Genomic DNA, 21,050 nt, shown 5'->3' with positions numbered 1-21,050 from the left:
TGGGTTCTAGTTCTCTGGAATAGGGGTTCCGAATGGTTGATCAGCAGAAGTTGCAGCATCTTCTGCGACGTGTCACCGCCGAACTCCAGGAAACCAGGGCCAAGCTGCGGGAGGTGACGGAGCCGAACGCGGAGCCGGTGGCCATCGTGGGCATGGGGTGTCGTTTTCCGGGCGGGGTGGAGTCGCCGGACGATCTGTGGCGTCTGGTGGTCGACGGTCGTGACGTGGTGTCGGAGTGGCCGTCCGATCGTGGGTGGGATCTGGCGGGTTCGTACTCCCCGGAACCAGGTGTCGCGGGTAAGTCGTATGCGCGGGAGGGCGGATTCCTCTCCGCCGCAGCCGAGTTCGATGCGGAGTTCTTCGGGATCAGTCCACGTGAAGCGGTCGGGATGGACCCGCAGCAGCGCCTGCTGTTGGAGACGGCGTGGGAGGCGCTCGAGCATGCCGGGATCCGCCCGGAGACGTTGCGGGGCAGCGATACCGGCGTGTACGTCGGCGTCATGAACCAGGGCTACGGAGCTGATGCCGCCGACGAGGGTTACAGCCTGACGGGTGTGTCATCGAGCGTGGTGTCGGGCCGGGTGTCGTATGTGCTGGGGCTGGAAGGGCCTGCGGTGTCATTGGATACGGCGTGCTCGTCGAGTCTGGTGGCATTGCATCAGGCGATGTCGGCGGTGCGGTCGGGGGAGTGTTCGCTGGCGTTGGCCGGCGGCGTGGCGGTGATGGCGACGGCGGATACGTTCGTGGAGTTCTCCCGGCAGCGGGGGTTGGCCGCGGATGGCCGGTGTAAGCCGTTCGCGGAGGCGGCCGACGGGACGGGGTGGGGCGAGGGCTCGGGTGTGGTTGTGCTGGAACGGTTATCGGATGCTCGGCGCAACGGGCATCGGGTGCTGGCGGTGGTGCGGGGCAGCGCGGTCAATCAGGACGGTGCGTCCAATGGGTTGACCGCGCCGAACGGGCCTTCGCAGCAGCGGGTGATCCGCCGCGCGTTGGCGAATGCCGCGCTGTCGGTGGGCGGGGTGGATGCGGTGGAGGCGCACGGCACCGGCACCACGCTGGGCGACCCGATCGAGGCGCAGGCGTTGCTGGCGACCTATGGCCGGCGTGATCGTGCTCTGGAGCCGTTGTGGCTGGGTTCGGTGAAGTCCAATATCGGGCACACTCAGGCGGCTGCGGGGGTGGCCGGGGTGATCAAGATGGTGCAGGCCCTCCAACATGGGGTGCTGCCGAAGACTTTGCATGTGGATGAGCCGTCCACACATGTGGATTGGTCGTCGGGGCATGTGGGTTTGCTGACCGCGCAGCGGGATTGGCCGATTGTCGATCGGCCGCGGCGTGCGGCGGTGTCCGCGTTCGGTATCAGTGGCACCAACGCGCACGTGATTCTCGAACAGGCGCCGGAATCGGAGTCCGAGCCGGTGACCGATACCGGTGGGGACGGTCCGGCGGCCTGGGTGGTGTCGGGTCGGACGCCACAAGCACTGGCCGGGCAGGTGCGGCGGCTGCGGGATTTCGTGGCCGCTGACCCGGCGATGAACGTGCGGGACGTGGCACGGTCGCTGGTGTCTCAGCGGTCGCGCTTCGACCACCGCGCGGTGGTGGTGGGCGCGAACCGCGACGAGCTGCTCGCCGGACTGACCGCGCTGTCGGAGCAGACGCCGAGTCCCAGCGTGGTGACGGGAGTGGGTGCGGCGCACCGCAAAACGGTGCTGGTTCTTCCTGGCCAGGGAGCTCAATGGCAGGGCATGGGCAGGCAGCTCCTGGACTGCTCGCCGGTGTTCGCACGAAAGATGGCCGAGTGCGATGCCGCGTTCTCACCGCTGGTGGATTGGTCGTTGTTCGACGTGCTCGCGGGTGCCGAAGGGGCGCCGCCGCTGGAGCGGGTCGATGTGGTTCAGCCGGTGCTGTTCGCGGTGATGGTGTCCTTGGCAGAGCTGTGGCGCTCGGTCGGCGTTGTTCCGGACGCCGTTGTGGGTCACTCGCAAGGTGAGATTGCCGCGGCGTATGTGGCCGGGGCACTGTGCCTCGAGGACGCCGCCCGGGTAGTGGCGCTACGGTCCGCCGCGTTGAATGCTGTGGCCGGACAGGGCGGGATGGTCTCGGTGTCCACGCCCCTCGATCGGGTGACCACTCTGCTGGCCGGATACGACGAATTGTCGGTGGCCGCGGTCAACGGCCCGCAGGCGACGGTGGTTTCCGGTGCGGCGGCGCAGCTCGAGGAGTTCCTGGAAGCCTGTGCACGCGAAAACATTCGGGCCCGCCGAATCCCGGTCGACTACGGCTCGCATTCGCCGCAGGTCGATGGGCTCCGCGAACCGCTGCTGAAGGTGCTGGCCGAACTCGAGCCCCGATCGTCGAAGGTGGCGTTCTGGTCCAGCGTGACCGGCGGCGTCCTGGACGGCACCGGGTTGGATGCGGACTACTGGTTCCGGAATCTGCGGGAACCGGTGCGTTTCCAGCAGACGGTCCAGGCCCTACTGGAGGACGGCTACGACGTATTCGTCGAAGCCAGCCCGCATCCTTTGCTCACGGTCGGCATCGAGCAATCGTGTGACCTGCCGGCGAATACGGATCCCGTGACCGTCGTGGGTTCGCTGCGACGTGACGAAGGGGGCCTCGACGGCCTCCTGCGGTCGGCGGCGCAGTTGGAAGTGTCGGGCGTGGGGGTGAATTGGGAGGAATTGCTGGGACCCGCCCACGGGTCCGGGGTGTCCTTGCCGACGTATGCCTTTCAGCGCCGCAGGTATTGGCTGACCGGCGGCCCGGGGCGTGGGGACGCGTCGTCGCTCGGGCTCTCGGCGGCCGGTCATCCGCTGTTGGGCGCGGTGGTCGAGTCCCCGGCCGGTGACGGTGTGGTGCTGACGGGTCGACTCGACCTGGCGACCCATCCGGCGCTGGCCGAGCGTGCCGTGGATGGGGTCGCACTGCTACCCGCGGCCACCTACGTGGAGTTGATGTTCCGCGCTGCCGAGGAAGTGGGTTGTGCACTGGTGCGGGACCTGACGCTGCTGAATCCGCTGGTGCTGCGCGCCGAGGTCGGGATCCGATTGCAGGTGGTGGTGGACGGTGCCGACGAGCTCGGCTGCCGATCGGCGTCGATGTACTCCCGTGTCGAGGACGCCGATGGCACGTGGGTGCTGAACGCACAGGGCGTGCTGGGCATCGAGGGTGAGCCGGTGGATCCCGCCGTGCTGGAGTCGATGCTGGACGGCTTCTCGATGCTGGACGGGTTGCACGGAGTTCGGTGGACGCCACTGGCGGCACCGGACAGCTCGCTTGTCGACCCCGAAACCGTCGGCGATGTGGATATTTTCGATAGCGACCGCGGTGCGGTCGCTGCCGGCACCGACGATGTGCCGAGCCGTGTCCGCACTGCGACGCACGAGACGCTGAAGGTGTTGCAGGCCTGGTTGAGTGGGTCACGATCCGCGGCGAGCACCCTGGTCGTGGTCACCCATGGTGCCGTCGGTCCGGCCGGACACGATGTCACTGATCTGGCGGGCTCGGCGGTCTGGGGTCTGGTGCGTTCGGCTCAGTCGGAGGCTCCGGGCCGGGTCGTCCTGGTGGACACCGATTCCGATGAACTGACCGCCGAAGAACTGGCGGCCGTGGTCGTTTCGGGTGAGACCCAGGCCGTGATCCGTGCCGGCGTCGTGCATGCGGCCCGATTGACCCGACTGCCCGTCGACACGCGACAGCCGGTATCAGGCGCGGGCGGTGTGGTGTCGGCGGGGACGGTGCTGGTCACCGGCGGTACCGGTGGCCTGGGCGCGGCGTTGGCCCGGCATCTGGTGACCAACCACGGGGTGCGGTCGCTGGTGTTGGTGAGTCGTCGCGGTGCCGCCGCGCCGGGAGCGTCGCTCTTGGCGGCGGAACTGGGCGATCTCGGCGCTCAGGTACGAATCATGGCCTGTGACATCGCGACTCGCGATGGAGTGGCCGAGGTGCTGGCGGCGGTGCCCGGGCAGCTCCCGCTGACCGGTGTGGTGCATGCGGCCGGTGTGCTCGATGACGGTGTGATCGCCTCGCTGACACCGGACCGAATGGACGCGGTGCTGGCGGCGAAGGCCGATGCCGCCTGGCATTTGCACGAGGCCACCGGCGGTATGGATTTGCCGATGTTCGTGCTCTATTCGTCGGCGGCGGGTGTGCTGGGCGGAGCGGGTCAGGGCAACTACGCGGCCGCGAATGTCTTCCTGGACGGGCTGGCCGAGCATCGGCGGGCGCGTGGATCGGTCGCGACGTCGATCGCGTGGGGGTGGTGGGCTTCCCACACCGGGATGACCGGGCATCTCGCCGACGCCGACACCGCTCGATTGAGTCGTGCCGGGTTGTCACCCATGTCGACCGAGCAAGGATTGGCACTGTTCGACGCCGCGATCGTTCAGGACCGGGCCGCGGTGGTCGCGGCACCGCTGGATCACGCGGTGCTGGATGCGCGGGTCAAAGCTGGGACATTGAGCCCGCTACTGCGGGAATTGGCGACGAGCGCGGGAATTCGTTCCATCGCCGACCCCCCGGGAGATCCGGGAGCAATACTGCGAGAGCGGATTTCGGTGCTGTCGGACGCCGAGCGCCTGCCGCTGCTCTTGGGCGTGGTACGAGAACAGATGGCGGTCGTGCTCGGTCACGACGGTCCCGACGCGATCGATCCGGACCGCAACTTCCGGGAGCTGGGTTTCGATTCGCTGGCCGCGGTCGAGGCACGCAACCGGCTCAATGCCCTCACGGGACTGCGACTGCCCGCGACCCTGATCTTCGACCATCCCACCCCGGCTACCGTCGCCCGGCACATGCTGCGCGAACTGACCGGAGCCGATGCGGAGACCGTGGCGGAGGAATCCGCCTCGGATTCCGTTGTCGGTGTCATCCGGCAGGCGATCGCGGGCAACAAGCTCGAGCGCGGTCTGGCGTTCTTGCGAGCGGCGGCGAAACTCCGTCCGGTGTCCGACCAAGTCACCGTGGGAGTGCCGAGCGGCATCGGACTCAGCGGCGGGGATGCCCTGCCGCACTTGGTATTCGTCGATTCCCCGGAATTCCTCGGCGGGTCCATCCAGTACACGCAGCTCGCCGCCGACCTGGGCGGTGACCGCCGTGTCTCGGCTATCCCGCTGCCCGGATACGACCCGGATGAACCGCTTCCCGCATCGCTGGACGCCGCCGTCGACAGCATCGTGCAAGCGGTCCTCGACACGGTGGGCCAGGACGAATTCGTCCTCGGCGGTTACTCGATAGGCGCGAACATCGCCCACGCGGCGGCGACTCGCCTCTTGGAACACGAAAGTGCCCAGCTGCGAGGCCTGATCATTCTCGACGGCTTCATCGACCGAGAAGTGGACGAAGGCCAACTGAACGCCCGCGGGCACCACATGCTCGAGCTGGCCGCGACGATCCCCGACCGCGCGGGCCTGACCACCGCACGGTTGACCGCGTTCGGCTGGTGGTTCGACCTGGCGAGGCGACTCGAACACAAGCCCGTCGACACCCCGACGCTCCTCGTCGAGACCACGGATGCCGATCACGTTGCGCTGCACGGTGCCAAGGCCCGCGAAGCGGCGCGGTTGATAGATCAATGGCTCACGCCGCTGACCGCCGACACCCGACCTATCCAGTAAGGGACATTCACACATGGGTACTACGACAACGCGACCCGATCACGAGATCGTGGTGATCGGTGCCGGACCCGGCGGTATCGCGGCGGGGGCGCTGCTCAAACGCGCCGGCATCGAACAGTTCACCATCCTGGAACGCGCGGGTGAGGTCGGCGGCAGCTGGCGCGACAACACCTACCCCGGAATCAGTGTCGACGTACCCGCGCTCACCTACCAGTACTCGTTCGCCCGCAAGGCCGATTGGCCCACGTTGTTCCCGGCGGGCGCCGAGGTGCAGGCGTATCACCGGGACGTCGCCCGCCGCTACGGCCTCTATCAGCACCTGCGGTTCCATACCGAGATCGTCCGCGAAGTCTGGGACGAGAAGCACAGCCGATGGGAGCTGCACACCGCTGACGAGCAGATCATTACGGCCCGGTTCGTGATCAGCGCGGTCGGGGCCTTCCTGCGACCCAAAGCCGATTGCGGCATCGAGGGTCTCGCTGACTTCACCGGTACGGTGCTCTGCCCCGACGCCTGGGACCACGGTCTCGACCTGGCGGGTAAGCGCGTCGCCGTGGTCGGCACCGGCGCGAGTTCCGTACAGATCACGCCCGCGATCGCGCCCGAGGTAGCTCAGCTCGATGTCCACCAGCGGACGCCCGTATGGTGCGTGCCCAAGCCGAACTGGGCGGTCCCGCCGTGGTTTCAATCCGCGCTGCGGGTGCCGGGCGTGGCGGCGGCCCAGCAGGGAATGATCTTGCTCGCGATGGAACCCATCGCCCGACTCGCCACGTATCTGCCGTTGCGACTGGTGAAACCGTTGATGGCCGCATTCGACGCCTTCGCCATCCGGGCCTACGGAAGCTATCTCCGCCGGGTCATCGACGACCCCGAGACGGCCGCTGCACTGACGCCCGCCTACGGCCCCATGACGAAGCGACTCACCCTGTCGACCGGATATCCCGCGGTCTTCAATCGCGACAACGTCCGCCTGGTCACCGACGGCATCGAGCGGTTCACCGAGCACGGCCTCCGGACCAGCGATGGCACCGAGCACAAATACGACGTCATCGTGCTGGCGACCGGCTACCAGATGCACACCGATCCGGAGAGTTACGCCGAAGGCGCCATCGTCGGGCGCGATGGATTCGACCTCGGACAGTTCTTCCGCGCCAATGGCGTACAGGCCTATGAGGGCGTGGCCCTGCCCGGTCTGCCGAACCGCTGGATGCTGGTCGGGCCGTACTCGCTGGCCGATATCGGCTGGCACGGGATGGTGGAAACCACTGCGTCACACGCGATTCGAGCGATCCGCGAGGCACGGCGTCGCGGGGCCGCGGTGGTCGAGGTGAGCGAGCGGGCGCACACCGCTCACCACGCCGAGATCCGCAAGCGCGGCCAGGTGCTGCGCTACTACATCAGCACGCTGAACAAGGGCATTCCGACCTACTACAGCAACTCGCACGGAGACACTCCGTACTTCCGGCCCGCCGGCCTCCTCGAAACACGGTGGCGGGGTCGGCATTTCCCGTTCACCGACTACCACTTCGGTCGGTGAACGGGGCGGGACGCCCGCCTCAGCCGTCGGCCCGGGGAACGACCTTCAGCCGATACGGCTCGGGGCGCAGCGTCCCACGTTCCCGCATCACCAGCGGTGTCCCGTCGGTGCTCAATTCGAAGGCGGACAGAATGCGGGCGATCAGCAGGGTGGATTCGTGGAGCGCGAACTGACGGCCGATGCAGCCGCGAGGCCCGGTGCCCCACGGCTCGAAGAACCGGTCGGGATGGCCGCGCAGCCGGTCGGTTTCGAAGCGGTACGGGTCGAAGCCGGCGGCGTCCGGACCCCAGACGTCCTGGTCTCGGTGGGCGGCCAGGGCCAGGACGAAAACCATCTGCCCGGCGGGGATCCGATACCCGCCGAGATCCTGGTCGGTGCGGGCCCGCCGGAAGTAGCCCGGTGCGGGCGGCCACAATCTCAGGCACTCGTTGAGAACGTGCCGGATCAGGTGCATCCCGGTCACCGCTTTGTACTCGAACCCGCCGCGTGCCGAAACCTCGGCGCGAATTCGCTCTTGAAGTTCCGGGTCGGCGGCGATGTAGTGCAGTGTCGACTCGAGCAGTGCGGCGGTGGTTTCGTATCCGCCCGCCATGAAGGTCAGCACTTGCTCGCGGACGTTGTCCAACGGCAACCGCTCACCGGATTCCGGGTCGGTGGCCGTGAGCATCAGGTTGAGCAGATCCTCGTCATCGGTCGGACGAGTCTGTCGCTCGGCGATGATGCGGTCGGAAAAGCTGTGCAGCACCGCACTATTGCGCCGCACCCTGGGTTCGAGCAGCCGCCGTCGGATCGGGCCGATGACCGGGAGCGCATTGCCCGCGTCCGATGCCATCCGCAGCAGGTCCGAGAGCGCGTCGATGAACGCGCGAGAATCGCCGCTGTCGGGCGCATCATGGAAAAGCCCGAGATCCCTGGTGAATCCGGCCCGGCCGATGACTTCCCCCGCGGCCCGCGTCATCGCCGAGTGCGTGTCGACCACCCCGTCACCGGCGGACCACTCCGTGACGAGATCATCGGCGACCGACTGCATCGCTTGGTGATAGCTGCGCATCGCCTTCTGCGCGAAGGCCGGAGTGAAGATGCGGCGCGCCTGACCCCACAGCGGATTGTCGTTGTCCACCACGAACAGGCTGTCCGGCATGAACCGTTGGAACTCGAGCACCGGCCCGTACAGTGCACGCTCCCAATGTGTTTCATCGGAGCACTGCGCCGCGAGCTTGGCGCCCGCCACGTAGATGAAGTGCAGGCCGAGCACTCGTCGCTCGAATATGGGACCGAGCGATGCGGCCAAGGCCATTTCGTTCTGGATGGGGTTGTAGCGGTCGAGATGGCTGATGTCGCCCACGAGGGGCACGCGTCGAGGGGGGTGCGGCAGGTCTCGACGAATCAACGCGCTCCTCCCGCGGCAGGCTTGTCGGCGATAGCGACGATGTAGTCCAGCCACGGTCCCCACCAGGAGGCTCCCTTGTGGCCGAAGAACCACCGCATCACCGGATTGAGTCGCTTCATTTCCGGACGCTCGAGCCGCTCGCTCATATATTCCGTGTATTGGGGGTAGACGTGATGGCGAATGGAATAGACGCGGACTTCTGTGAAACCGGCCGCGATGAGCGCCTGGCGATATTCCTCCGCATCGGTCTGATTCTGCCGGGCGGTTGTGAAGGTGCCGCGCGCGATCTTGCCGATGAAACGCGACCGACCGGCAAGATTCGGAACATGCTCATCCGCGAGCGGCACCACATCGGCGGTCACCAATCGGCCGCCGGGCGCCAGGACTCGGAATGCCTCTTCGAAGAATTCCGAACGCGATGGGAAGTGCAGCGCCGATTCGAGTGCGGTCACCTTCGTCGCGGACGCATCGGGCTGCGGCAGATCGCTCGCGGACCCGTGCACATACTCGATGACGTCGCCCAGCCCCAATTCGGCGGCCCGCGCGGTCGCGACCTCGACCTGTTTCGCGGAGATGTTCACGCCGGTAATTCGCTTCGGGCCGAACTCGTTCGCCCAGAGAAAGTCCTGATCGCCGAAGCCGAAACCGACGTCGATCACCAGATCGCCGGGTCCGAGGTCTGCTTCGGTCGCTACCAGCCGAGCCAGCGCCGCACTCGCCTCATCGATGGTTCCGGGGTTGTCCTTCCAGTAGCCCAGGTTGATGAATAGGGATTCCTCGCCCAGCACGTTGGAGGAGTTGATGAAATTGTCGTACAGCCGGCTGAATCGATCGGAAATTCCGGGTACGAAGAGCAGGGAAGTCAACTGCCCCCATTCGCGAACCCATCGCAAAGTGCGTCCGGCTGAACTCTCGGACTTGCGGAATTCGATAGCCGTCATGGTTTTGCCACCCTCCCCATTGATCAACAGATCTCAATGGGACTGTAGCGGGAACACGTTCCAGTGTCCAGGGGTATCCCGGGGCTGATAGGCGGCGTCGAGCTGGTAAGAATCGTGGTACTGATTGGTTGCATGGCACATGAACGTGTTCTAGCTTGATTGGTATGACTCGGCTATTTCCGATCGACGAACAGGTTATGCGCCAGCCGATCGCGATAGTGGGCACCGGCTGCAGGTTTCCAGGCGATGTGGAGTCGTCCGAAGACCTCTGGCAGTTGCTGATCGACGGCCGTGATGGGCTATCGGACTTTCCGGCAGACCGGGGCTGGGACCTGGAACAGCTGTACGACCCGGAGCCGGGCGCGCCGGGCAAGACCTATGTGCGCACGGGCGGATTCCTGCATCGATCAGCCGAGTTCGACGCCGAGTTCTTCGGGATCAGTCCGCGCGAGGCGCTGGCGATGGATCCGCAGCAGCGGGTGCTGCTGGAAACCGCTTGGGAGGCAGTGGAATCCGCGGGTATCGACCCGGTGTCACTGCGCGGCAGTGACACCGGAGTGTTCTGCGGGGTGTTCCACAACGACTACGGGGTCGGCGGCGGGCAGGCTCCGGTCGACGTGGCGGGTTATCAACTGACCGGCGGGTCCTCCAGTGTGGTGTCGGGCCGGGTGTCGTACGTGTTGGGCCTGGAGGGCCCGGCGGTGTCGGTGGACACGTCGGCCTCGTCGTCGTTGGTGGCGCTGCATCTGGCGGTCCGGGCGTTGCGATCGGGGGAGTGTTCGCTGGCGCTGGCGGGCGGGGTGACGGTGATGTCCACACCCGCGACATTCGTCGAGTTCTCCCGGCAGCGGGGGCTCGCCGTCGATGGCCGGTGCAAACCGTTCGACGAAGCCGCCGACGGGACCGCTTGGGGCGAAGGCTCGGGTGTGGTTGTGCTGGAACGGTTGTCGGATGCCCGGCGAAACGGGCATCGGGTGCTGGCGGTGGTACGGGGCAGCGCGGTCAATCAGGACGGTGCCTCGAATGGGCTGACCGCGCCGAACGGGCACGCCCAGCAGCAAGTGATCCGGCGGGCGTTGGTCGATGCCGGGGTGCCGGCCACCGAGGTCGATGTGGTGGAGGCCCACGGCACCGGCACCAGGCTGGGTGATCCGACCGAAGCCGGGGCCCTGTTGGCGACCTACGGGCAGGATCGACCGGAGGATCGGCCGCTGTTCGTGGGCTCGGTCAAATCGAATATCGGGCACACCCAGGCGGCTGCCGGTGTGGCCGGGGTGATCAAGATGGTGCAGGCGCTCGCCCGCGGAATCCTGCCCGGGACGCTGCACGTGAATACCCCGTCGACTCAGGTGGATTGGGCCGCCGGGCGGGTGGAACTGCTCACCGCGCAACGGGACTGGCCGACGGTCGATCGGCCGCGCCGCGCCGCGGTGTCGTCCTTCGGGCTGAGCGGCACGAACGCACACGTGATCCTCGAACAGGCTCCCGTGCTCGACGAATCCGAGTCGGAGCCGGTGCCGGCGGGGACGCCGTTGGTGTGGGTGGTGTCGGCGCGGACCCGCGACGGACTGCTCCGCCAGGCTCGACGGCTGCTGGAGTATGTCGAACGACATCCCGATCTGTCGGCGGCGGATATCGGCTACTCGCTGGTGACGACTCGGTCGTTGTTCGAGTATCGCGCGGTTCTGGTGGGATTCGATCGCGACGAGCTGCTCGGCGAGCTGCGCGAACTGGCGGAGTCGTTGCCCGCGACCGTCATCGCGCCCGCGGCGGCGACCAAGTCGGGGAAGACGGCGTTCGTGCTGCCGGGCCAGGGCGCGCAATGGGCCGGCATGGGCCGGGAGCTGTACGAGACGTTCCCGGTCTTCGCTCGAGCCATGGATGCGGTGCTCGCCGAGCTGGAACCGTATCTGGGCGGTGAATTGCGGGCTGTGCTCTGGGGATCGGACGACGAGCGGCTCGCGCAGACCGGGTTCACGCAGGCGGGGTTGTTCGCCGTCGAGATCGCCGTGTTCCGGCTGGTCGAGGACTGGGGGCTGCGACCGGACTTCCTGATCGGCCACTCCGTCGGCGAACTGGCAGCCGCGCACCTGGCCGGTGTGCTGTCCCTCCGGGACGCCGCGCTGCTGGTCGCGACGCGTGGCCGGTTGATGCAGCAGTTGCCGACCGGCGGCGCGATGCTCGCGGTGCAGGCCGACGAGGACTACCTCCGGGCGGTGCTCGAAGACCTGGCGATCGAGGGCGTCGACATTGCCGCGGTCAACGGGCCGGACGCCGTGGTCGTCGCCGGTGCCGAACACTCGATCGACCGTATTGCGCTACACCTGCAACAGCATTCGCGTCGGGCGACCCGCTTGAACGTGTCGCACGCGTTCCATTCCTCGATGATGGATCCGATGCTGAGTGAGTTCACGGTGTCGGCGGCGACGATCGCGGCGACCGAACCGGCGATCCCGCTGGTATCCAATCTGGACGGCCGACTGGCGGGTCCGGGATACGGGTCGGCGCAGTATTGGTCCCGCCATATTCGTGAAACCGTGCGCTTCGGAGCCGGATTGGAGTCGCTCCGCGAGTTGGGCGTCACCACATTCGTCGAGCTGGGTCCCGCGGCCGGACTGGCAGGCTTCGTCGGACAGCTGTCCACGGCGAACGACATGCTCACCATCGGCACGATGCGGAAACGGCAGCCAGAAGTGCCGGCGGTGCTGCGCGGCCTGGCCAGCGCCTTCGTGGCCGGCACCGCGGTCGACTGGGTGAAACTGTTCCCCGGCGGCCGCCGGATCACGTTGCCGACCTATGCCTTCGGGCGGGATCGGTTCTGGCTGGACAACACCTACGCTGTCGTGGGGCCACCGGCGAGCGTCGAACCCGAGTCGGCTGCACTTCCGGTGGCCGAGACTCGGCCTCAGGTGACCGACATCGTTCGCGGCGAGAGCGCGCGGGTGCTGGGGCACGGCCGGGCCACGGCCATCGATGTCGACCGCAATTTCAAGGACCTGGGCCTCGATTCGCTGACCGCGGTCGAGCTGTGTCATCGGTTGAGTGCCATCACCGGGCTGCGGCTGCCCGCGACCCTGGTTTTCGACTATCCGACGCCCGACGCGGTCGCCGCGTACATTCACAGCCGGCTCGCTGATTCCGATACCGCCGCGGTATCGGAATCGGCGGCGGCGATGTCGTCATCGGATCCGGTGGCGATCGTGGGCGTGGGATGCCGGTTCCCGGGTGGGGTGTCCTCCGCGGAACAGTTGTGGCAGTTGGTGGTAGACGGGCGGGACGTGATCTCGGGGTTCCCGGCCGACCGCGGCTGGGGCGGGGTATTCGATCCCGTGCCGGGTAGCGCGGGCAAGTCGTATGTGCGCGAGGGTGGATTCCTTTACGACGCAGCCGAGTTCGATGCCGGGTTCTTCGGGATCAGTCCGCGCGAGGCGACCGGCATGGACCCGCAGCAGCGGTTGATACTCGAAACGGTGTGGGAGGCCCTCGAACACGCGGGGATTCGGCCGGAGACGTTGCGGGGAAGCGATACCGGCGTGTACGTCGGCGTGACCGACCAGTCCTACGGCACCGGCCTCGACACCGGCGACGGCGACGGCGGTTACGGGTTGACCGGTGTGACACCGAGCGTGGTGTCGGGCCGGGTGTCGTATGTGCTGGGACTGGAAGGGCCCGCGGTGTCGGTGGATACGGCCTGCTCGTCGAGCCTCGTCGCATTGCATCAGGCCGTGTCGTCGGTGCGTGCGGGGGAGTGTTCCCTGGCCTTGGCGGGCGCGGTGACGGTGATGGCGACAGCGGGCATGTTCGTGGAGTTCTCCCGGCAGCGGGGGCTGGCGCCGGATGGTCGGTGCAAGCCGTTCGCGGAGGCGGCCGATGGGACCGCCTGGGGCGAGGGTGTCGGCGTGCTGGTGGTGGAGCGGCTGTCCGATGCGCGGCGCAACGGGCATCGGGTACTGGCGGTGGTGCGCGGTAGCGCGGTCAATCAGGACGGTGCGTCGAACGGGTTGACCGCGCCGAACGGGCCTTCCCAGCAGCGGGTGATCCGGCGTGCACTGGCGGCCGCCGGGGTGTCGGCCGCCGAGGTCGACGTGGTCGAGGCCCACGGCACCGGCACCGCCTTGGGCGACCCGATCGAAGCCCAGGCCCTGCTGGCCACCTACGGGCAGGATCGGCCGGAGGATCGGCCATTGTGGCTGGGTTCGATCAAGTCCAATATCGGGCATACCCAGGCGGCGGCCGGGATGGCCGGGGTGATCAAGATGGTGCAGGCCCTGCGTCACGGGGTGCTGCCCAAGACTTTGCATGTGGATGAGCCGTCCACACACGTGGATTGGTCGTCGGGAAATGTGGGTTTGCTGACCGCGCAGCGGGATTGGCCGACAGTCGATCGGCCGCGCCGCGCGGCGGTGTCCGCGTTCGGCATCAGTGGCACCAACGCGCACGTCATTCTCGAACAGGCACCGGAATCGGAGTCCGAGCTGGTGACCGATACCGGTGGGGACGGGTCGGTGGCGTGGGTGGTGTCCGGTCGGACGCCGGAAGCGCTTGCCGGGCAGGCGGACCAGCTGTCACGTCACCTGCGCGAGTGCCCGGATGTGGATCCGGTGGACGTGGCGATGACATTGGCGGGCCGATCGCGGTTCGAGCGGCGTGCGGTGGTCGTGGGCCGAGACCGGACGGCGTTGCTGGCGGGGTTGGACGCGGTGGCGCGAGGGTCGCAGGACGATGGTGTGGTGTCGGGAACCGCACGCGCACAGGGCAAGACGGTGTTGGTCTTTCCGGGCCAGGGCGCGCAGTGGCTGGGGATGGGCCGGGAATTGCTGGTGTCGGCCCCGGTGTTCGCGCAGCAGATTGCCGCGTGCGATCGGGCGTTCGCTCCCCTGGTGGATTGGTCGATCCTGGACGTGCTCGCCACCGATGACACGGGGTGGCTCGAGCAGGTCGAGATCGTGCAGCCGGTGTTGTTCGCGATGATGGTGTCGCTGGCGGCGCTGTGGCGTTCGGTCGGCGTCGAACCCGATGCGGTGGTGGGGCATTCCCAGGGAGAGATCGCCGCGGCCCATGTCGCGGGCGGTTTGTCGCTCGAGGACGCGGCCCGGATCGTGATCGGGCGGTCGGCGGCGTTGCGGGCATTGGCGGGTCAGGGCGCGATGGTGTCGGTTTTCGCGCCCCGGGACCGGGTCGAGGAACTGCTCGACGGGTTCGACGGGCTGGCGGTGGCCGTGGTCAACGGCCCGGGATCGACGGTGGTCTCCGGCGAGACCGGGCAGATGGAATCGTTTCTGCGCGAGTGTGAGCGACGTGAGGTCCGGGCCCGGCGGGTGGCCGTGGACTACGCCTCGCATTCACCCCAGGTCGACCAGCTCCGGGATCAGCTGATGCGGGTACTGACCGCGAACCGGACCTCACCACCCGAGACCGGAGCGTCGCGGGCGGCGTTCTATTCGACCGTCACCGGCACGGTCCTGGATCCGGCCGGGTTGGATGCGGACTACTGGTACCGGAATCTTCGGGACACAGTGTGTTTCGAGCAGGCGGTGCGGCAGTTGTGCCGCGATGGGTACACCGTGTTCGTCGAGGCGAGCCCGCATCCGCTGCTGGGCGTCGACGTCGAACAGATCTGTGCCGCTGCGGCTTCGGACGGTGATGGTGAACCGGTGATCGTGGGTTCGCTGCACCGAGACCAGGACGATGCGCTCGCGTTCACCCGCTCGATGGCCCGCTTGGACGTGGCGGGTGTGGGCGTGGAGTGGGACGCGGTGTTCGGGGGTCGTGGACGGCGTGTGCCACTGCCGGGCTACGCGTTCCAGCGGCGTCGGTACTGGTCGAACCCGGCCGGAACCGGCGACGCGGCGTCGCTGGGGTTGTCGGGGGCCGGCCATCCGCTGCTGGGTGCGGTGCTGACGTCGGCGGATTCGGGTGGCGCGGTGTTGACCGGGCGGTTGTCGTCGGCGATACGGCCGTGGCTGGTCGATCACGCGGTCGGTGGGACGGTGCTGTTCCCGGGAACCGGGTTCGTGGAGCTGGCGCTGCGCGCGGGCGAAGAGGTCGGGTGCTCGGTACTGCGGGAGATGATGGTGACGACTCCACTGGTCTTGACCGCCGAGAACGCGGTGCAGCTGCAAGTCGTGGTCGACGGACCCGACGCGCAGGGTGCGCGGCGCGTGGTCGTCTACTCCCGTGACACCGGAGATCCGCAGGCGGGGTGGGTCACCCATGCCGAAGGGGTGCTCGATAGGCAGGCTGTCGAGTTCGCGAATTCGGCTGCCGCCGTGCCGGATACGGAAGCGTTGGCGGTGTGGCCGCCGCAGGGCGCGGAGGCTGTCGCGGTGGACGACCTGTATCCGCTGCTGGCCGACCGCGGATATGACTACGGTCCGGCCTTCCAGGGGTTGCGGTCCTGGTGGCGTCGCGGTGCGGAGCTGTTCGTCGAGGCCACACTGCCGGATTCGGTGAGTGACGCGTCGGGGTTCGGGCTACATCCGGCGTTGCTGGACGCGGTGCTGCACGCCGCCGTGCGCAGTGCGATGGCGGCCGATCCCGGTGCCCATGTGCTGCTGCCGTTCGCGTGGTCGGAGGTGTCGCTGCACGCGGTCGGCGCATCGGCCGTGCGGGCCCGGATCCGGCCTGCCGAATCCGGAACCGGCGCGGTGGCAATCGATGTCGCCGACCTGGCCGGGCGGCCGATCCTGACCGCCGGGTCGCTGACCCTGCGGCCGGTGTCCCCGGGACAACTGGGCGTCGCGCGTACCCGCGAGCGGTTGTGCGCGGTGCGGTGGACTCCAGCCTCGACGCCGATCCCGAGTTCGGTGCCGGAGTCCCGGGCGTTCACCACCGTCGAGGAGTTCGTGGCGTGGACGCGCGACGAGACCGCGTCGGTGCCACCGGTCGTGGTGTTCGATCAGCACGAGATCGACGACACCGCCACGGATGTGCCGCGGCGGGTGCATCGGGCGGCCGGTGGGATCCTGGTCGTATTGCAGGCCTGGCTGGGTGATCCGCGGTTCGCCGCGAGCACGTTGGTGGTGTCGACCTCCGGGGCGGTCGCACGGACGGGTGAGCAGATCGCCGATCTGGCCGGTGCCGCGGTCTGGGGTCTGGTGCGTTCGGCGCAGACGGAGGACCCGGGCCGGATCGTGCTCCTGGACACCGACCACCCTGGAGAGCCGGGGGTGGATCTGGCCGGGGTGCTGGCTTGTGGCGAACCCCAGGTGATGGTCCGCGGCGGGGTACTGCACCTCGCTCGGCTGACCCGGCTGACCGAGTCGCCGGACGCGGATTCCGGTGTGGCGGCGGCGGTTTCGGCGGGCACGGTGTTGGTGACCGGCGGAACCGGCGGACTGGGGGCGATGCTGGCCCGGCATCTGGTGACCGAGTACGGGGTGCGGTCGCTGGTGCTGGTCAGTCGGCGCGGTCCGGCGGCACCGGGCGCGGCGGAGCTGGTCACGGAGCTGTCCGGGCTCGGCGCGCGGGTGCGGGTGCTGGCCGGTGACGTGTCCGATCGGGCGGCGGTGGTGCGGTTGCTGGCCGCCGTTCCCGCGGACGCGCCGTTGACCGGCGTGGTGCATACCGCGGGTGTGCTCGACGACGGGGTCGTGGTGTCGCTCAGCCCGGGACAACTGGATACGGTGCTGGCGGCCAAGGCGGATGCGGCGTGGCATCTGCACGAGCTGACCCGCGAGCTGGATCTCCCGTTGTTCGTGTTGTATTCCTCGGTCGCCGGTGTGTGGGGCACGGCGGGGCAGGGCAACTACGCGGCCGCGAACGCGTTCCTCGACGGGCTGGCCGAACATCGCAGCAACCAGGGCCGGACGGCGGTGTCGATCGCGTGGGGGTTGTGGGCCGCGGGTACCGGGATGACCGGTCACCTCGGCGACACCGACACCACGCGTCTGGGCCGGAGCGGCGTGCTCGCGATGTCGGACGAGCAGGGCCTGGCGATGTTCGACGCCGCTGTGGCGCAACACCGTTCGGGAGTGGTCGCCGCCCGCGTGGACATGGCCGCCTTGGCAACCGGGGCGCGCGCGGGCACGCTCGCCCCGCTGTTCGAGGACTTGATCACCGGGGTGCGTCGGGCCACGGGAGTCGAGGTGGGTCTGCGGCAGCGGTTGACGGGACTGGCCGACGCCGACCGAAAGGCGTTGGCGCTGGACACGGTTCGCGACCAGGTCGCGGCCGTCTTGGGCCACGAGAGCGGCGCGGGTATCGACGCCGACCGCAATTTCCGGGATCTGGGCTTCGATTCACTGACCGCGGTCGAGGCGCGCAATCGACTGAACGCCGTGACCGGGTTGCGGCTGCCCGCGACCCTCGTCTTCGACTATCCGACACCCGATGCGGTCACCGCGTACATCCTCACCCAGCTCACCGACACCGGTGCCGCCGACTCGCCGGCGCACCTGGACTCGCTGTCGCGCTTGGAAAACGAGGTCACGGAGATGGTCGACGGCAACCGGATGACCGATGAGTTCTACGCGAGACTGGTGAATCTGGCACGAATCGCCGGACGGGCGAACGAGGACCCGTCCCCTTCGGCGGACATCATGGCGATGAGCGACGAAAACCTGATGGACCTGCTCGAAGACGAATTCGGCATCTCGTAGAAACGACGCTGGGCCGCAACCGAATTCGGTTGCGGCCCAGCGTCGAGAGGGTGGGTCAGGCGTTGGCGGCCGACTTCTCCTTTTCGCGCTGGAGTTCCAGGGCGATGTCGATGAGCTGGTCCTCCTGGCCGCCGACGAGCTTGCGCTGGCCGGCGCGGACGAGCATTTCGGCGGCGGAGACGCCGTAGCGTTCGGCCTGGCGCTCGGCGTGACGCAGGAACGACGAGTAGACGCCCGCGTAGCCCATCATGAGGGCCTGGCGGTCGAGGAGGCATTCGCTCGGCATGGCCGGGCGGACGACGTCTTCGGCGGCGTCGGTGATGGCGAAGAAGTCGACGCCGGTCTTGATGCCGAGCTTGTCGCAGACGCCGATGAAGGCCTCGACGGGCAGGTTGCCCGCGCCCGCGCCGAAACGGCGTGCGCTGCCGTCGATCTGGGTGGCGCCCGCGCGCACGGCGTACACCGAGTTCGCGACCGCGAGGCCCAGGTTCTCGTGGCCGTGGAAGCCGACCTGCGCGTCGTTGCCGAGCTCGGCGACCAGGGCGGAGACGCGGTCGGAGACCTGCTCCAGCACCAGCGCACCGGCGGAGTCGACGACGTAGATGCACTGGCAGCCCGCGTCGGCCATGATGCGGGCCTGCTTGGCGAGGTTCTCCGGGGTGGTGGAGTGCGCCATCATCAGGAAGCCGACGGTCTCGAGACCGAGGTCGCGGGCCATGTTGAAGTGCTGGATCGAGACGTCGGCCTCGGTGCAGTGGGTCGCGATGCGGCAGATCGACGCGCCGTTGTCCTGCGAGATCTTGATGTCTTCCTTGACGCCGACGCCCGGCAGCATCAGGAAGGCGATCTTGGCCTGCTTGGCGGTCTCGGCCGCGACCTTGATCAGTTCCTGCTCAGGGGTCTTCGAGAACCCGTAGTTGAACGAGGAACCGCCCAGGCCGTCACCGTGGGTGACCTCGATGACCGGCACGCCGGAGTTGTCGAGGGCGGCGACGATGTCGCGGACCTCTTCGACGACGAACTGGTGGCGCTTGTGGTGCGAGCCGTCACGCAGCGAAGTGTCGGTGACCCGGACGTCCAGATCAGCGGAGAACGGCTTCAGAATGTTCGAATTGCTCACTGTCGGTACTCCTTACACCCGAGCCGAGATGATCTGGTCGGCCAGCACATTGCCCACCTGGGTGGCGGCCGCGGTCATGATGTCGAGGTTGCCCGAGTACGGCGGCAGGAAGTCGCCCGCGCCCTCGACCTCGACGAAGATCGACACCTTCGCCATGCCACCGGAAACCAGCGACGGCTCGTCGAACTGCGGCTCGTTGAGCAGGCGGTAGCCGGGCACGTACTCCTGGATGGCCTTCTCCATGCGGTGCACCGACTCGGTGATCGCGTCGCGGTCGGCATCCTCGGGGATCGAGCAGAAGATGGTGTCGCGCATGATCATCGGCGGCTCGGCCGGGTTCAGGATGATGATCGCCTTGCCGCGCTTGGCGCCACCGATGTTCATGACACCCGCGGAGGTGGTCTTGGTGAACTCGTCGATGTTGGCGCGGGTGCCCGGACCGGCGGACACCGAGGACACCGACGCCACGATCTCGGCGTAGTCGACCGGCACGACGCGGGACACCGCGTGCACCATCGGAATCGTCGCCTGGCCACCACAGGTGATCATGTTGACGTTCATCTCGTCACGCAGGGTGTCGAGGTTGACCGGCGGGATGACGGCGGGGCCGACAGCGGCGGGGGTGAGGTCGATGGCACGGATGCCGGCCTCGGCGTACTTCGGCGCGTAGGCGCGGTGCACGTACGCGGAGGTCGCCTCGAACAGCAGGTCCGGCTTCTCCGGCAGCGCCAGCAGCCAGTCCGCGCCCTCGGCGGAGGTCTCCAGGCCCAGGCCGCGGGCGCGCTTGAGGCCCTCGGAATCGGGGTCGATGCCGATCATCCAGCGCGGCTCGATCTTGTCCGAACGCAGCAGCTTGTACAGCAGGTCGGTGCTGATGTTGCCGGACCCGACGATCGCGGCGGTGACTTTGCTTGCAGTCACGGCTTTCTCCTACTCGGTGAGGTCTGTGTCAGTCGGGGCGGCGCTTACGCGAAACCCAGGTGGACGGAACCGAGTCCGGCGAACTCGGCGATGAACTCGTCGCCCGGGCGGGCGTCGATGGCACGGGTGCAGGAGCCGGGCAGCACGATGTCGCCCGCCTTCAACCGCACGCCGAACGAGGCGACCTTGCGGGCCAGCCACGCCACGGCGATGGTGGGGTCGCCGAGCACGGCGTCGGAACGGCCCTCGGCGATGACCTCGCCATTACGGGTCAGCACGGCGTCGATGGCCTTGATGTCCAGCAGTTCCGGCGCGACGCGGGCCTGGCCGAGCACGTAGCCGGCGGAGGAGGCGTTGTCTGCGATGGTGTCGCAGAGGCCGATCTTCCACTCCTTGATGCGGGTGTCGATCAGCTCGATGGAGGGCGCGTAGGCGACGGTGGCCTTGCGGACGTCCTCCTCGGTGCAGTCCTCGCCGGGCAGGTCGGCGCCCAGGATGAACCCGACCTCGACCTCGACGCGGGGGTACAGGTACTTGGAGGTGTCGACCGGAACGTCTTCGAAGACTTCCATTTCCGCGAGCAGGTGCCCGTAGTCGGGCTCGTCGACGCCCATCATCTGCTGCATGGCCAGCGAGGACAGGCCGACCTTGTGGCCCACCACCTTCGCGCCGCCGGCGAACCGCTGCCGCATGTTGATCAGCTGGATCTCATAGGCATCGACCACGTCGATCTCGGGGTGCCGCGCGACCAGCGGGTCGATCGGGGTGCGATCCCGTTCGGCCGCCGCGAGCTCGTCCGCCAGTTCCTTGCGTAGCGCGTCGGTCAGCACGCTGTGTTCCTTCCATCGGGGGTACCGGCCGGTGGCCCTACGGTAACGAGACTAGAAATTGAAACGAGTTTTTGTGAAGAACATCGCTTCAGCAGT

The 21,050-nt window shown here is 67.9% G+C and carries 8 protein-coding genes; 3 read left to right on the top strand and 5 right to left on the bottom strand.

Annotated elements, in window-relative coordinates:
• Positions 1–32 precede the first annotated feature (32 nt).
• Both ABZ382_RS17750 and ABZ382_RS17745 read left to right on the top strand, forming a co-directional pair.
• A complete protein-coding gene (locus tag ABZ382_RS17750; protein WP_357089876.1) occupies positions 33–5,615 on the top strand; it encodes an SDR family NAD(P)-dependent oxidoreductase in 5,583 nt (1,860 codons plus the stop codon).
• 13 nt (positions 5,616–5,628) lie between these two features.
• A complete protein-coding gene (locus ABZ382_RS17745) occupies positions 5,629–7,152 on the top strand; it encodes an NAD(P)/FAD-dependent oxidoreductase (RefSeq protein ID WP_357089873.1) in 1,524 nt (507 codons plus the stop codon).
• Between the two features lie 19 nt (positions 7,153–7,171).
• On the opposite strand, the gene ABZ382_RS17740 is transcribed toward ABZ382_RS17745, so the two are convergent.
• Both ABZ382_RS17740 and ABZ382_RS17735 read right to left on the bottom strand, forming a co-directional pair.
• Positions 7,172–8,542 (bottom strand): cytochrome P450, encoded by a 1,371-nt coding sequence (locus tag ABZ382_RS17740; protein ID WP_357089870.1) that lies wholly within the window; start codon positions 8,540–8,542, stop codon positions 7,172–7,174.
• Entirely contained in the window at positions 8,539–9,483 is a 945-nt protein-coding gene (locus tag ABZ382_RS17735) for a methyltransferase domain-containing protein (protein WP_357089868.1), read from the bottom strand. The genes ABZ382_RS17740 and ABZ382_RS17735 overlap by 4 nt, the downstream gene beginning before the upstream one ends.
• A 164-nt stretch (positions 9,484–9,647) precedes the next feature.
• Between ABZ382_RS17735 and ABZ382_RS17730 the strand changes: the two genes are divergently transcribed.
• Positions 9,648–18,083 carry a type I polyketide synthase gene (locus tag ABZ382_RS17730; protein WP_357089865.1) on the top strand — a complete coding sequence of 2,812 codons (8,436 nt, stop codon included), beginning with the start codon at positions 9,648–9,650 and terminating at the stop codon, positions 18,081–18,083.
• Positions 18,084–18,138: 55 nt separating this feature from the next.
• On the opposite strand, the gene dmpG is transcribed toward ABZ382_RS17730, so the two are convergent.
• From dmpG to ABZ382_RS17715, 3 genes are read right to left on the bottom strand one after another with little or no spacing between them, the layout of a single operon-like run.
• Positions 18,139–19,203: a 4-hydroxy-2-oxovalerate aldolase gene (gene dmpG / locus ABZ382_RS17725; RefSeq protein ID WP_246598189.1), complete on the bottom strand. Its 1,065-nt coding sequence runs from the start codon at positions 19,201–19,203 to the stop codon at positions 18,139–18,141.
• A gap of 12 nt (positions 19,204–19,215) precedes the next feature.
• Entirely contained in the window at positions 19,216–20,124 is a 909-nt protein-coding gene (locus ABZ382_RS17720) for an acetaldehyde dehydrogenase (acetylating) (RefSeq protein ID WP_213558314.1), read from the bottom strand.
• A gap of 44 nt (positions 20,125–20,168) precedes the next feature.
• Positions 20,169–20,954 (bottom strand): 2-keto-4-pentenoate hydratase, encoded by a 786-nt coding sequence (locus ABZ382_RS17715; RefSeq protein WP_357089861.1) that lies wholly within the window; start codon positions 20,952–20,954, stop codon positions 20,169–20,171.
• Positions 20,955–21,050 lie beyond the last annotated feature (96 nt).

This window comes from Nocardia sp. NPDC005825 (assembly GCF_040630175.1).
Classification (GTDB): Bacteria; Actinomycetota; Actinomycetes; order Mycobacteriales; family Mycobacteriaceae; genus Nocardia.
The sequence above is the reverse complement of the archived record's forward strand: the minus strand, read 5'-3'. Positions and strand labels throughout refer to the sequence as shown.

Bases quoted from the DNA above. Each gene is read 5' to 3' on its own strand.
- ABZ382_RS17750 (WP_357089876.1), top strand. From the start codon at position 33: ATGGTTGATCAGCAGAAGTTGCAGCATCTTCTGCGACGTGTCACCGCC.
- ABZ382_RS17735 (WP_357089868.1), bottom strand. From the start codon at position 9,483: ATGACGGCTATCGAATTCCGCAAGTCCGAGAGTTCAGCCGGACGCACT.
- ABZ382_RS17745 (WP_357089873.1), top strand. From the start codon at position 5,629: ATGGGTACTACGACAACGCGACCCGATCACGAGATCGTGGTGATCGGT.
- ABZ382_RS17730 (WP_357089865.1), top strand. From the start codon at position 9,648: ATGACTCGGCTATTTCCGATCGACGAACAGGTTATGCGCCAGCCGATC.